The sequence below is a fragment of the Apibacter mensalis genome (genome assembly GCF_001418685.1).
GTDB classification, from domain to species: Bacteria; Bacteroidota; Bacteroidia; order Flavobacteriales; family Weeksellaceae; genus Apibacter; species Apibacter mensalis.
Map to the genome: position 1 here is coordinate 1 of NZ_LIVM01000018.1, position 14,550 is coordinate 14,550.

General features: G+C 32.0%; 12 protein-coding genes. 9 read left to right on the forward strand and 3 right to left on the reverse strand.

Features of this window, described 5'->3' with window-relative positions:
• The 7 genes from ASC36_RS10845 to ASC36_RS09860 all read left to right on the forward strand — a co-directional run.
• A partial coding sequence (locus ASC36_RS10845; protein ID WP_055426330.1) for a phage tail tube protein occupies positions 1-684 on the forward strand: 684 nt, incomplete at its 5' end.
• Positions 685-777: 93 nt separating this feature from the next.
• The gene (locus ASC36_RS09840) at positions 778-1,332 is read left to right on the forward strand and encodes a hypothetical protein (protein WP_055426331.1); all 555 of its coding nucleotides are present in this window, start codon (positions 778-780) and stop codon (positions 1,330-1,332) included.
• Between the two features lie 95 nt (positions 1,333-1,427).
• A complete protein-coding gene (locus tag ASC36_RS10720) occupies positions 1,428-1,574 on the forward strand; it encodes a hypothetical protein (RefSeq protein ID WP_156332326.1) in 147 nt (48 codons plus the stop codon).
• Positions 1,571-6,277, forward strand: a complete 4,707-nt coding sequence (locus ASC36_RS09845) for a tape measure protein (protein ID WP_055426332.1) — start codon at positions 1,571-1,573, stop codon at positions 6,275-6,277. The genes ASC36_RS10720 and ASC36_RS09845 overlap by 4 nt, the downstream gene beginning before the upstream one ends.
• A 13-nt stretch (positions 6,278-6,290) precedes the next feature.
• Positions 6,291-6,731, forward strand: a complete 441-nt coding sequence (locus ASC36_RS09850; RefSeq protein ID WP_055426333.1) for a hypothetical protein — start codon at positions 6,291-6,293, stop codon at positions 6,729-6,731.
• A gap of 32 nt (positions 6,732-6,763) precedes the next feature.
• Complete coding sequence (locus ASC36_RS09855; protein WP_055426334.1) at positions 6,764-7,270, forward strand: hypothetical protein; 507 nt, start codon at positions 6,764-6,766, stop codon at positions 7,268-7,270.
• A gap of 1 nt (position 7,271) precedes the next feature.
• Entirely contained in the window at positions 7,272-7,661 is a 390-nt protein-coding gene (locus ASC36_RS09860) for a hypothetical protein (RefSeq protein WP_055426335.1), read from the forward strand.
• A 454-nt stretch (positions 7,662-8,115) separates the two neighbouring features.
• Here ASC36_RS09860 and ASC36_RS09865 read toward each other — a convergent pair whose 3' ends face one another.
• On the reverse strand, positions 8,116-8,415 hold the full coding sequence (locus ASC36_RS09865; protein WP_055426336.1) for a helix-turn-helix domain-containing protein: 300 nt from the start codon (positions 8,413-8,415) through the stop codon (positions 8,116-8,118).
• A gap of 168 nt (positions 8,416-8,583) precedes the next feature.
• On the opposite strand from ASC36_RS09865, the gene ASC36_RS09870 reads away from it, so the two are divergent.
• Positions 8,584-8,895, forward strand: coding sequence for an SH3 beta-barrel fold-containing protein (locus tag ASC36_RS09870; RefSeq protein WP_055426337.1), 312 nt, complete (start codon positions 8,584-8,586; stop codon positions 8,893-8,895).
• Positions 8,896-9,141: 246 nt separating this feature from the next.
• Here the strand turns inward: ASC36_RS09870 and ASC36_RS09875 are convergent, their stop codons facing one another.
• Together ASC36_RS09875 and ASC36_RS09880 are read right to left on the reverse strand one after the other, a co-directional pair.
• Complete coding sequence (locus tag ASC36_RS09875) at positions 9,142-12,486, reverse strand: hypothetical protein (protein ID WP_141656262.1); 3,345 nt, start codon at positions 12,484-12,486, stop codon at positions 9,142-9,144.
• Positions 12,486-13,187, reverse strand: coding sequence for a phage tail family protein (locus ASC36_RS09880; protein WP_055426339.1), 702 nt, complete (start codon positions 13,185-13,187; stop codon positions 12,486-12,488). Before ASC36_RS09880 ends, ASC36_RS09875 begins: the two co-directional genes overlap by 1 nt.
• Positions 13,188-13,315: 128 nt before the next feature.
• Between ASC36_RS09880 and ASC36_RS09885 the strand changes: the two genes are divergently transcribed.
• On the forward strand, positions 13,316-14,550 hold a 1,235-nt coding region (locus ASC36_RS09885; RefSeq protein ID WP_221400581.1), incomplete at its 3' end, for a hypothetical protein.

Consider the following 14,550-nt stretch of genomic DNA (forward strand, 5'->3'; position numbering starts at 1 on the left):
TTCGGGCCTATACCTGATGATGGCGGAGTTACAACGACGTGGTCAAAATTAGGATACACTCGGCGCGAAACATTTACTTTCAATAGTGAGGATGGAGATACTACAGATTTTTTCGCCGAAGAATCTGATACAGCGATTGATTCTGTAACTGTACCGGGTAAAGAGACTTTTGAGTTTGACTTAATGGATTATAATTTAGAAACGCTGCAAAAACTTTTTGGGGGAACAGTTACCGGTACGGGGGATAATGCGGTTTATAATGCTCCTAATAAAATTGAAGCTAAAGAGTGGAGTTGCAAAATTACTCCTGAAAAAGGATTTGTATTTACCTACCCAAGAGTGTCAATAATGCCTAAATTGTCGGGGTCTTTTACAAAGACAGAACTATTGCAGATACATTTGGTGTGTACCGTTTTGGAGCCTACTAAAGAGGGCGTAACAAAATGGCAAGTACAAAAATTAACCCAAACATTAATCAATTTAAGTTCCCTTTTAAAATCAACAGATTTAGGAAAACTGAAGGATAATTCTGCCGAATGTATTTTAAATAGGGCTAAAGAACTAAACCCATTAATTGATCAATATAAAGTAGAAGTGTCTAATATAACCAAAAATTCCGCTGATATTAGTGAGAAGGAAGGGTTAGGATACATAGGATCAGTAAATGTTGGATTTACGATATAGTGTAAATAAACTTAATAAGGCTAAAATTAAAGAATAATTGTTTAACAGGTCTATATATCTATTTTTATATAGACCTTTTTAATCCCACCAAATATGGATTTATCTGAAAGACTTAATGCAGAGCGCAAAGAATACGATTTGCTCTTAAATAAAGGCGTTGAATTTTCAATCCCCGTTGAATACATAAAAAAAGAAAAAATTAAAAGAAAAGGCGTTTTCTCATTTTTGCCCGCAAAATATAAAAAAGTAAAATTATTTAAAGATAAAACTTTTTTTATCAAACAGCCGGTACTAAGGGTTTTAGACAGACTTTCAAAAGAGTTTTTAAAACTTGAATTTGATATTAATATAGATACTGCTAACCCAATGCAGTTTAACAAAGCTGTTATACCTCTGGTGCGCGAAAAAGCAACTGTTTTAGCAAAGATAGTAGCTATAGCGGTGTTAGGCATGGAATACAAGAATGATAAAAAATTAAAGGAATATACAGAACTTTTTTACAACTCTTTAACTCCTTCAAAACTTGTTGAAATAGCACTTCTAATTAACACCATTGGGAATTTAGTGGATTTTACCAACTCTATCAGATTGCTAGCCCCTCTGAGAACAGCAATTCCGAATCCGATAGAGGGAAACAAAGAGGTTTAAAATCTTCCTACGGAATAAGGGGTGAAGTTAAAAAAAACTTTGGTTTTACATGGAAAGAGATTAATGAAGAGATACCATGGGCGCTAATCCAAAGAATGATGGTAGATGCTTCCAATTACGAATATGATTATGATAAAAATGAAAATGATTCATCAAAAATAAAATCGAACAAAGTTTCCTTCAAAACTGATGAAGATATTATACAATATATGCAAAGTCAACAAAATAAAAATGTATCATGAACAATAACGATGGGGCTTTAAGTTTTTCCGCCGATATAGATATCAGCTTATTAAAAAAAGCTGTAAGTCAAGGGGAAAATTTGATAAAAAATTTTTCAGTCAATGCAGTAGCTGATTTTTCAAAATTAGATGAGGCAGTAGCCAAAGCAATCAAAAGTTTAGAGGGACTATTTGAAAAAAATTCATCTAAATATGGATTAGGGCTAAACAATTTAACTATACCAACTTCTCAAATTAGCATAAGTGGTGAAATCGTTAAACAAGGAGTTATAATTGAAGAGGCTAAAAAAAATATTAAAGAACTTTATAATGAGATTGAAAATTTTAAAAGGCAGCAAAAAACATTTGACGAGGGTTCAAAAAATTGGGAAGGTTTAAGAAATAGGATTATTGACGCCAAAGCTGCGGTAACAGCATATACTACTGAGCTAGAAACCGCTAAACAGAAAATAAAAGATTTATCATCAAATAAGCCTGTTAAAGCAAATATTGAGGGGGGAGACAAGGCAAAAAAAGATATTGAAAATTTATCTAATACCGTTAAAAATGAAACATCTAAAATGGACGGTTATTTTAAAGCTCTTTCAACAGGGATAGGAGCTTATTTCTCGGTTACTGCGCTAAAAGGGTTTGTAAATGAATTAATAAAAGTACGGGGAGAATTTCAGCAAAATCAAATTGCTTTTGAAGTAATGCTTCAAAGTAAGGCCAAAGCAGACAAATTGATGGGTGAAATGATAAATTTCGCTGCTGAATCACCTTTTGGATTACAAGCATCTTCAAAAGCAGCGAAACAATTATTGGCATATGGTAGTGCTGCTCATGAAGTTAGTAAAGAGCTGAAAATGTTAGGGAATATCGCTGCGGGAGTCTCTCAACCTATAGGCGATATTGCCTATTTATACGGTACTTTGAGAACTCAAGGAAGAGCTTACTCAGTAGATATCAGACAATTTGCAGGGCGAGGGATTCCTATTTATGAGGAATTAGCTAAAGTCTTGCGGGTAAATAAAGAACAAGTAAACGAATTAGTCGAAGCGGGTAAGGTAGGGTTTCCTGAAGTTCAAAAGGCCCTTCAAAATATGTCGGCAGAAGGAGGAAAGTTTAATGATTTAATGTTAAAGCAAACAAGCTCATTGACAGGGGAGCAAGAGAAGCTTTCAGATGCCATCGATGTAGCGTTAAATGATATCGGAACCAAAACTCAAAGTATACTATCGGGAGGGATTTCGGCCGCTGCTTTTTTAGTTGAAAACTATGAGGTTTTAATTAAAACGATAACTACCCTTATTGCAACGTATGGAGCTTATCGCACCGCATTAATGATTGTTAACTCACTTCAAAAAGCCAACGCAAGCATTAATATGGTTGCAAATGTAGTTAATTTATCTAGAGCTACTCAAGGGTTGACTTTAGTTTCAAGGGCTCGAGCGGTTGCCCTGGCGGCTGAAACCGTAGCTCAAAATGCTTTAAATGCGGCTATGAGCGTACATCCGTTTGTGTTAATTACTACCACTATTGTTGGCTTAACAGCGACTATGTGGGCCCTGCACGACAGCACTAACGCCCAAGAAGAAGCGCAAAAAAAATTGAATGCTCGAATGGAGGAGGGGCAAAAAAGAAGAGATAATGCTTCTCAATTGTTAAACACAATAAACTTGCAAACAAACTCAATTTATGCGCAAGTAGAAGCCTTTAATAAATTAAAATCCTTATATCCCGAGTATTTTAAAAATTTGGATTTTCATGCTTTTAAAGCAAAATCTACCGCCGAACAACAAAACCTGTTAAATAAGGCCATGGATGATGCCGATGTTAAGATAAATATTAAAGGTATTGAAGAGACGGAAAAGAAGGTGAAAGAACTAAGAGAACGTTACAATAGGGCTATAAATGATGGAGAAAATGGGTTAAATATAATTCATGTATCCAAATTGCTTGCAGCTCAAGAAGAAGAATTAAAATTACTTAAAGAGCAAAAAGAACTTAACGAGCAAAACGCCAAAGAAGCCGCTTATCAAGCATTATCAGAAAAAGAAAAAATTAAATACCTGGAAGAGCAAAAGAAAATTTTAATAGATCAGGCGTTGGCTATTTTGGATAGTCAAAATGTATTGAATAAAGAGAGCGCAACGCATGAAAAAAATATATCTTTAATAAACAAAGGGGTAGAAAGCTTATTAAAGCAAAAAGGATTAGTTATTGAGACAAAAAACGAAGTTGATAAATTAGGTAATTCTTTTTCTATTTTACCGTCTTATCTTACAACTACTAATTATGCCTTATCTACTACGCTTAATAGTTTAGTTAGCATTACTAATAAACTGTCAGAGGTACAAGAGCCTTCTGCGGTAAAAAATAAAGATTACTGGAAAAAAAGAGAAGATCAATACACCAAGCTATTGGAAAATCTACCTTCGTCAGGCAGAAATAAAGATCAAGAAAAGGAATTTAAAGAATATACGCAAATCATTTCGGAGGCGCGGAAAGAAATAGATAAATATAATATTTCGGTGGAAAGGACCTCTAAACAAAAGGTTAAGATCAAAAAGGAAGAATATCCGTTTGGGTCTTTGAAATATTGGGAGGATGTTTCAAGAAAAATTGATGACATTATATCTAAAACAGCTTATGAAGAGAAAAATAAAGAGTTCATTAAAAAACTTTCTGAACAGAAAATTGAAGCAGAAAAGAAGGTAGAAGAAATTAGACAAGCAATAACAAGACGAAGCATAGATGAGGAACTTTCCTATAGAAACCAACAGTACGCTAATTATTATAAATGGATTGAAAATTTAGGGAAAGAATCAGCCGATAAACAATTCTCTAATTTATTAAAAGATGGAGATACCTTTTTAGATTACTTGGAAAAGCAAAAAGCAGCTATTTTAAATAAGGGCGGAAATTTGGATTTGGTTGAAGGGAATAAGTTATCTGCTGTTACTGATAAAATTAATGAGATTAAAGGTATAAAAACGGCTTTTGACAAGCTTAAAGAAAGCGTTCAAAACGCTAAAGACGAAAGTGCCTCCTTGTTTGATTATGTTGAAAAGATCGCTGATTTTAGGCAAAAAATAGATTTAGGAGAAATTAAGCTTTATGGGGAACAACAAAATCAGGCATTTAGTTTCCTCAATGAAGAGACCGAAAAGACACAAAAAGAAATTTTAAATAATTTATTAAATACCTATAAAACCTTTGAAGCCCAACGAGAAGAAATTGTTAAAGAAGCGGAGAGAAATATACAATTAGCGAGAGAAAATGGGTATTCGGAGTTAATACCGTTAATAGAAAAGGCCAAAAATAAACTTTTAAGTGAAATGGACGCAGACGAAATACAAGGTTCTGAAATTTGGCAAAGTATCTTTGACGGAATGGGACATGTGTCTTTAGATGTGTTTGAAAAAAGCACGAAGAAGATAAAAGAAATGATAGCTAATATTAATGACGAAGAAATTAAAAAAAATCTTACCAAACAATTAGACGATTTCGAAACCTCTATTTCATCTTCATTTACTAATCTTAGAAAAGCTATAAAAAAATACAAGGAAGCGGAAGGAGAAATAGGCAAATCAAAGGCTCTTGATAACTTGAAAAAAGCTTATCAAGAGTTTGAAGATAAGGCAATAATGTCTTTAAAAGCAGTTTCCAACGGATTAACGGATTTAGGCTTTAAGACCGAAGATTTAGATAAAATCGTCAAAGGAATTGAGGGAGGAATGCAGGCTATTTCCGGTATATTAAATAAAAATCCGGCACAAATAATCGGTGGAGCAATGGGGTTAGTTAGTACGCTTTCCGACGCCTTTCACCGTAAATCACGAAAATTAGAAAGACGATCTAAAAAGTTAAAATCTGAATTGGCAGAAATTCAACGTTTATTTACAACCTTAGACCATGAAGTAGGAAAATCAGTAGGGGAAGATTATTATTCAACGCAAATAGATAAGATCCGTAATTTACAATCTCAACAACAAAAATTAAATGATTTAATAGCCAATGAACAAAAGAAAAAGAGTAAGAAACGAGATAATGGAGCTATTGAGGAGTGGAAAAATCAAATAAACGATATTAATAATCAAATTGATGATATTCAAAATAATATAGCTGAAACGCTTACTCAAACTAACTTTAAAGACGTAGCTAATCAATTAGCAGATGTTTTTACGTCAGCTTTTTCAGAGGGGAAAGACGCAGCTAAAGATTTTGAAAAGACTTTTAAGCAAATTATTGCTAATTCTGTAAAAAACGCCCTAAAATTACGCATATTAGAACCTGTTACCGATAAATTTGTGAAGGATATGTCCAATTATATGGGAAATAATAATAACTCTCTTTCAGGGTTTGATTTTGACAAATGGAAAAACCAATTAAGCGAAGCAGGGAATAGTTTTACCAATGCGCTCAATGAATTTCAGAATTTTTTTAAAGACATTAATACGGCGGATATGGACCCTCTATCCGGAGCAATTAAAGGAGTAAGCGAGGAAACCGCTAATTTGATTGCCGGTCAATTAAACGCCATAAGAACCAATCAATTAAACTCAGTAAACTTGATGAGAGAGCAAATTGCATTGATGAGCAAAATAGAGATGAATACATATAAATTAAATTCAATGGAAAAAATGATGAATGATATGGTATCATTTCTTAATAAAAACAAAGGGCTTGACGGCCCAAGGGCTAAAGGACTATTCTATTAAAAAAAATAAGACAATGAATAATAAACAAATAAGAAAAATAATGTTAGAAATGGGCGGACATTGCAAGGAATCACTTACAGATGTCAAAGAGGCCAATTCTGAGAAAAAATTATTTGAGGTTTTATTCGATTATATAAAGCCATGTATGGAAAAAGATTTTCCGACTTATAATATTATGGAGCATTTTAAAATATCCGGGGAGCCTTATGGAGTTTTTGTTGATAGTAGAGGTGAGTTTATTGCGAAAGAACAAAATATTCTTTACGGAGATTCAAATATCACATTAGTTGTAAAACCTTATGATATAGTAAGGATTTACCTAAAACATATATCGCATGCGCAATTAAAAATAGGAGAAAATGCTATCGTAATATTGTATAAATTTGATAAATCTACATTTGAAATAATTAAGGGAAATGACAATAAATTAATTGTAAGGGATAATATAAAATAAATTTTATATATTTGAGCGCAAAATTCATTTATATGAAAAGGGTATTTTTATTGTTTGTAATACTTTTGGTCGTTTACTCGTGTACTAACAAAGATAAAGATTACACTAATAAATATTATAACGAATTTAAAAACACATATATTGAAATTACATTATTACCCGCTCAATATGTACATATATTAGATATTTATGTAGATACATATGTTAATGCTGTTAATGACGCATCAAATACGTTCTTAATCAAAGATAGTGTTGAGATTTTTAATTTAACTAAAAAAAAATTAAAACCTCAATTAAACTCAGTTACTATTAAATTGAAAGAAATTGAAAATAAAATTCAAGCTCTTAAAAATCCTCCGAAAAAGTTTAAGGAGGGATATCGTGATTTGATTCATATTTTCCAGCATGTTAAAAGAATGGATTCAATAGTTAAAAACCCATCTAACACAATGGCTCCTGAGTCCCACAAAATAGCTCAAGAAATGATAAAAATTTCTGATAGTATCACAAAATTTATTACCGAAAACGAACCTCTATGACATGAAAAAATCTAATATAATAATATTGTTTTTTTTAGTACTAATTACGATTTCATGTAATTTTTCTAAGAAAAGTAAACTTGAATACGAACTAAAAAAGATTTATAATAAACAAATAAAAAAACAAAAAACAAGTGAAGGACTGGTTTACGAATTGAACTACTCTAACAATATCGGTGATGTGAAAAGAGATACTAGACTAATAACAAATTTTACAGATCGAATATTGAATTCTAATCAGACAGAAAAATATTTGGATACTCCAGGAGATAATTATTCTACACTTAATGATATATATTATTGGGATACCCCCGAAATCAGAGTTTTTTTAAAAGCAACCAGATCGTTAAGTAGTGATAATAAAATATTTTATGTGGTAACTGAAAAATAATATAGCTTTAAGTAATCTGCAAGTTTCGTTTTCATGGCACCTCTTTATTTTAAGGTTTCATTATTCTATACATTTAGTATGAAACTAGTCTTAAAATTAAAATTAACTATATAATTCCATAATATGTTTTAAATATCCGATGAGCTATTTAAGCTTCTTGAATTAAAAGAAAAAGGCGTTTTAATAGAAGAAGAATTTACTATTCAAATGTGAATTGCTTTCAAATTTCTTAATTTTGTGATACGTCACAACAAAAGCTTTGAGCCATATATGCATTTTGGTGTTGTGAATTGCTTTCAAATTTATTATTTTTGTGATACGTCACAACCTTGATAATGAACGATTAAACGCGTTGATAGTTGTGAATTGCTTTCAAATTTTTTTTATTTTTGTGATACGTCACAACTTCAAAAATTTAATCCGTTGATTTGAACGGATTTTTTTTGTTCATATTTTAAATCTTAGTTTTCTCTTTTATTACGCCTACTATATTTTGTAACTCCTCAATTGTATTCGCTCTAAAAAATTCTCCTTTATAGTCTATTAGTGCGGTTAAATCTTCATCTTTGGTATCATCAAATAAGTCTTTCACATCAACACCTAAAACATCTGCTATTTTTTCTAATGATGCATAAGAAGGGGATTTTAAAAGATTAGTAACATAACTTCTATTATCTTTTCTTCCTAGTAATTCAGCAAGTTTAGCTTTATTTAAACCTTTTTGATGTAATACTTTTTCAATATTTAAACCCATATCTTTAATTTGTTTTGGCAAAAATAAACATATATGTCAGTTAAGTTTTTTAATAATTAAACTTTAACATTATTTTAACAAAAATATTTAACTATTTGTTTGTTTTGTAATATTAAAACTTTATATATTTGTTGTATAAAAATTACTAAACAATTAAGAATTATAACCATGAAAACAATATTGAGTAAAATTATGAAAACCGCTTGGCAATTTTTCAAAACAACAGGTATGACATTTTCAGAATGCTTAAAAAAAGCATGGAAAAATTATAAGTTAATTAAAAATATGAAAGAGGGTATAGTTAAATTTTATTTTCAAAAAGTAAATGGAGAAATAAGGGAAGCTTGGGGAACACTTAATGAAAAATATCTACCTCAAATAACAGGTATAGACAACAGGAAGAAAAACGATTTTGTACAAGTATACTTTGATACTGAAAAGCAAGAATTTAGAAGTTTTAAAAAATTAAATCTAATATAGTAATCAAAACCTTTGTATGAAAGAAAAACCCACTTATATAGTGGGTTTTATAGTGGGGAGGCAGGGGGGGATTGGGCACAGAGGATTTGTCAGCTGACATTTATGATTGTTGGTTGGAATACATTAAACTCCGAGTTTTGCTTGAAATTAGCGTAACTATTCCGGATATTTTTACTAATTATATAAATTAATCAGTATGTAAAGGGTTTTACATACTGATTAAGGTAATTAAAAACTAAAAAAAATTTAAATTATTTGAATCCATTTTGAGAATGCGTATATCAATATAGCACTATTGCCAATTACGCTAATTACATCCACCAATCCCCTATTTTTTACAATAGATAGAATCTTATAGCCATTGCCATATACACTACACAAAGCAGACTCTGATCGTATGACAATTAGTTGCCCATCTTGCGGTTTGTTTGGCAGATAAATACGGTCATCTTTATTTGTTGATAGAACAAAAGAGGAATTTTTAGTCAAATAGACGCTTCCATTTAGAAGGGTAGTACTTAAGTATAATCCCATAGCTTTTAACACATTGATGTAAGCACCCCATGAAGGAGATGGGTCGTTACTGTAATTTTGCGCACTCGCGTAAAGTCCGCAAATTCCCCATTGGTTCCAAAATCTTTGGTCCATGGAACCATTCCCTTCAACTATTAAAGCTGCTTTAAATTCTGCTCCGTAATTTGTTTTATATACAGTTTTCCCTGCTCTATTAATAGTTATCCCCTGAGATCCAATAGTAGTTGCATGCCTTTTATTGTTCGAAACATATATTTCGCCTAATTCCGAGCTTATATTGATTTCATTTATAGTGTCTTCAGTAGCATTTTGCTCTGTATATATCTTTGCGTCATTCTTAAATCTTATGCCTCCATTTACTCCGTTTAATTGAGCTTTAGGGTCTCCTTTGGAAGTGGTATTTTGAGAAGTTATTTTGCCGTTTTTGATAATCCAATCCCCTATATTGGCATTTTCAGCTAATAAAGTATTAGTTGCGACACTTTCAAAATTAGCGCCAAAAGGAGACCATTTATGAGTGGCTAAGGGCCAAATATTTTCAAATTCCCCTGCGTCTATATTAGTTATATAGTACTGCCCTTGAAATTTTACTACTTCAACAATTTTAGGGGTGCCCCTGTATATTGTATGATCTTTATATTCTCCTCTAAAAACTAATGATGGCCCTGCGCCCCCGTCTTTACCGTCTTTACCGTCTTTACCGTCTAGTCCTTTTTCTCCTTTAGGCCCATCTTCTCCCGATTTAGATATCACCGTCCAAAAAGTTTTATTAGTCGGTGTATTCCCTGCAGAGGCATCATTTATCATCCTGAATGAAGATCCTAAATAGGTCACTTCATCCCCGACATAATATTTTTTTGAATTATCATATTTTCCTCTAAATACCCCTATAACATTTTCATCTCCTGAGGGGCTTTGCACAATAGACCCTTTTATTACTAATTTTCTGTCATTATTTTTATTCCATTCTATACATGCATTATTATCTCCAAATTTAATATGGTTGTTGTCGAGGTCAACAAATGAACTACCATCAGAAGAGGTTATTTTTCCTGTTCTTATAAATTTTCCATTTATGGTGGTGCTTCCATAAGTAAGAGAAATTGCCCTAACGTTATCTTGTACAGAATTAAGTACTCCAACTACGAAATGATAATAGTTTGAGTCGTTATCTGCCTTTAATTGATCTTGAGAAAAAATTATCAACCCATTACTCCCCATTTTTTCGCATCTTGCATAAATATAGTAAGCGTTGTTATTGTTTAAGTTAGTTGTGACGGTGCCTAAATTCCAAAATTTAACATCTTTAGCAACTGCGTAATGAACTAAATTACCTCCTGATACTTTTATAACATTACAATTACCTTGATAATTGGCTTCAAATAAGGTGTTTATCAAATCGAACTGCATGGATTTAGCGCCCACTGACAACATCATAGTATCAATACTTCCCGGGGCGATTTTTTCGGTATAATAATTTCCTTCGGTATCAAATATTAAGCCCTTTAATTCTTCGGTATCCCGCCAATTTCTCCTAATTCTCGCGGGATCATTTAAATTATTAACTTTAATAATTGAGTCATTTTTAATAACATTTTCAAGAATATTAGTAATTATATTAGTTTCTACTGTGTCAGATATGGTTAACTCATATTTATAAGGATTTATAAGGTCCCTCGTTAATGAGTTTATCCTTATACTTTTATCGACACCTATATCATTGTCTTTAATTTTTATCAAATCCCCTGCTTGGAAAAAATTAGTTATTGCGCCTTTACCTTCTCTTTTTTTCAAAAACAAAGGGTCTATTGATAAAGCATACTCTACGTAAGGTTGAGAATTTTGTTTATAATATTTTTCGCCTTTTTGTAATAATCTCTCTTCTGCATCATCAATATAGCTTTGAGGTAAATTTATATTTAATAATACATAAGTGTCATCAGGTATTATTTGAAATGCAGGATTCGTTTCATTGGGAAGCCTTAACCCTCTTTCATCATCAAATGGGATAATAGTAAATGTTTTTTTATTTTCATCAAAAGAATGAATGTCAAACTCATAACCTGCTAAATTTCCTGTTTGAAAATGTATTTTTGCGTTTACTCCTTCTATCAGCCATTTTGTCCCGTTTTCGTCTTTTTCGTTAAGATTAAACATATCTTTGTCGATAAATTGATAGTATTTTTCCCCTAAAGAAGTTACCTTGCCTGTACGACTTGGATATATATCATCAAAATTTATAACGTTTTCGATAATGCCAAATTTATTAACCACTTCTTCCTTTTCCAAAAAAGATTTTATTTTATTCTTCCCGGGCAAACATAATTTGGTTTGTCTGTATTTCGTACTTAAATTGTTTGAACCACCATATACAAATAATCGTGTTACTAAAGATTTATTGGTAGTATTATTTCTAGCTAATGAGTAAAGCCCACCCGCTTTACCATATTCAAAAGTGAAGGGGTATGTACTGCCAACTATTTGTTTAATATTTATGGTACATAAATCTTTATTATATTCGATTTCAAATTCCGTAGAATACTCATTACATAAGTTTTGTAGAACTTGGAGGCAATTTTGCCCATCATAAGCAAGATTTTTGTATTCTGTATTTTCCGGGCATTCCCCTAATTTCCATTTATCGCCAAATACTCGTTGAGTGTTGGTTATAATTGTCCCTAAGAACCCTTTAAGATCTGTAATTAAATAATCTCCTTTAATGTTTGCGTTTTCCTGGTTTTGTGGCAGAAGATAGGTACATTTTAACAGATCGTACTGCAAAGACTCAAATTTAACGGTATAGGTAAATTTACTTCCCCCTTCTTTATTGACAGATGGTATTGAATTTAATTTATAAATTTTATCAAACACGTAAGTATAGTCGTTAATTTGGAAATCTATAGGAGCCGCACTAACTACTGTCATGTTGATAATGTCGTCGCTAAGTAATGTAGTAGTTTGTGTCGCAATTGTTACTTGAGACACTTTATTAGATGAGTTCAATGTATATGAAACCTTATTTCCTCTATATACAGTAAAAAGTGATGTGTTTTTCATTAAATCCCGTTGGTTAAAATTATATATTCATCAGAAGCGGCTAAATGGAGTTCATTTATTCCCTCATTACAAGTTATAATTAAGTATCCTGAAAATTCTGTATCCTGCCAAGAATTCCAAAAAATAGGAAAATAATAATCTCCCCGGCTTATTAACACGTCTTTTTCTACCTTCATTATTCCGCCGTTTATTGTGTAAATATTAAGGAGTATATCTTGGGCGATGGGTTCTGTAAAAATCACAGAAGTAGCGCTAGGTCTGGCAATTATAGATATTTTCATCGGTTCTGGCTCAATAAACTCAAGAGTAAATGTTGAAAAAAAGACACCATTTCGCCATTTCTTTGTATGGGATATTTCTCCTGATAAATACACCGCATATACAAGTGGTTTAGTGAATGGGAAATCAACGACTAAACTGAGGAGTCCTGAACTGTTGTTATTAGTTAATAATTGATTTAATTTTAATGACTTAGTGATAAAATCTTCTTCATTCTCACATTTCATAAAGCAATTCAATTTTATCATTCTGGGGTCGTAAACCCTGTTTGATAAATCGACATCAATGCCGTGTTGGTCTGGCCAATTCGCTATTAAAGGTTCTTTTGTTTTTGGTAAATCGGTAAGGCCGTAAGATTGAGATATAATTATATCTAAATCCTTAATATTTTGTCCATTAAATTTATAAGCGATTGAGTACATTTAATACAATTATATAGCAAAATTACCTTACTGAAAGTAGTAGTTATTGATTTTAACCTAAAAGTTACTTTAAAAATTACTTTACTATCTATAAAAACGTTGTGCACAAAAGTATTTTTGCCTAAAAAATGCACGAATTTAATTCATATGAAGATGAAGGGTTAAGAGATTCTCATTTTCAATATAAAAATAAGAATGATACAGAAAAATTGCCGTATCCTAAAAGATATAAAGCAGTGAAAGTTACCGGATGGATTAACAATTATCAAGACTTAATTGAAAAAGTTAAAGTGTATTGCATTGATTATCCTAATGAAGATTTAGCACTTGGGGGTTTAGGTGAATTTAAAGTTAACGGTAAAACATATACTGATATAATAACTCTTATAGAAGATTTAAATAAAATAGTTTTTAAAAAAGGAGGTGGTGGGGTAAGTGAACAAAATTTACAAAGCGTAACAGAAAAAGGAAATACTACCGATAAAGATATTATAACCAATGAAGCTGTTATCGGAAGAGATAAAGCAACTAATACTATCAAGTTCGGTAAAGACGCGCTAAAATCTAATAAAACAGGGAAGCAAAATATAGCTATAGGTGATTTTTCACTCTCGGAAAATGAAGAATCTTCATTTAATATAGCTATTGGCTACAAAAATTTGCAAAAATTAAAAAAAGGTGAAGATAATGTATCTATAGGAGATGAGGGATGTGAAGAAACCCAAGAATCCAACAAATCCGTGATAATTGGAGTAGGTGCCGCGCAAAATGCACCTAAATTAACAAGTGATACTTTTGTTGGTGCTTATGCAGGTCACTATTGGAAAGCGGGCACTTATCAAATGCTCAGTAATCCTGACATCGCTCATGAATCCGGAAAAAATGTAGCTGTTGGAGAGCTTACCATGGCATACACTTATCGAGGGGTTGGGAATACGGTAATAGGTGCAAAATGTGGTATGGGTTTTAGGAACTATGGAGATTACAACACCCTGCTTGGGTACGGCATAACCGAGGGCAGTAATTATGCTGCGGATTGCTCGGTATTCCTTGGATCAAATTGCCCTACAAGATATCTAACCGTTGACGGTAAAGAAGCTATGTATACTTCATATTCATTCGCCATTCATTCCCAACCTCCTAAGTCCGAAGGTGGTTCTGTAGGTATAGACCCATTAATTTCTGGAAATTTTAAAGACAGATGGTTTACCATTAGCGGAACATGGAAATTACATCCTAAATATGTTTTGGATGCGGATAAGGACAATACTTTTACTCCTGTTAAAATGTTAGTAGCAGATGATAAGGGTAATGTAGGGATAAAAGAAATTAGCGCGGAATCCAAAGACGGTAATTATGTATC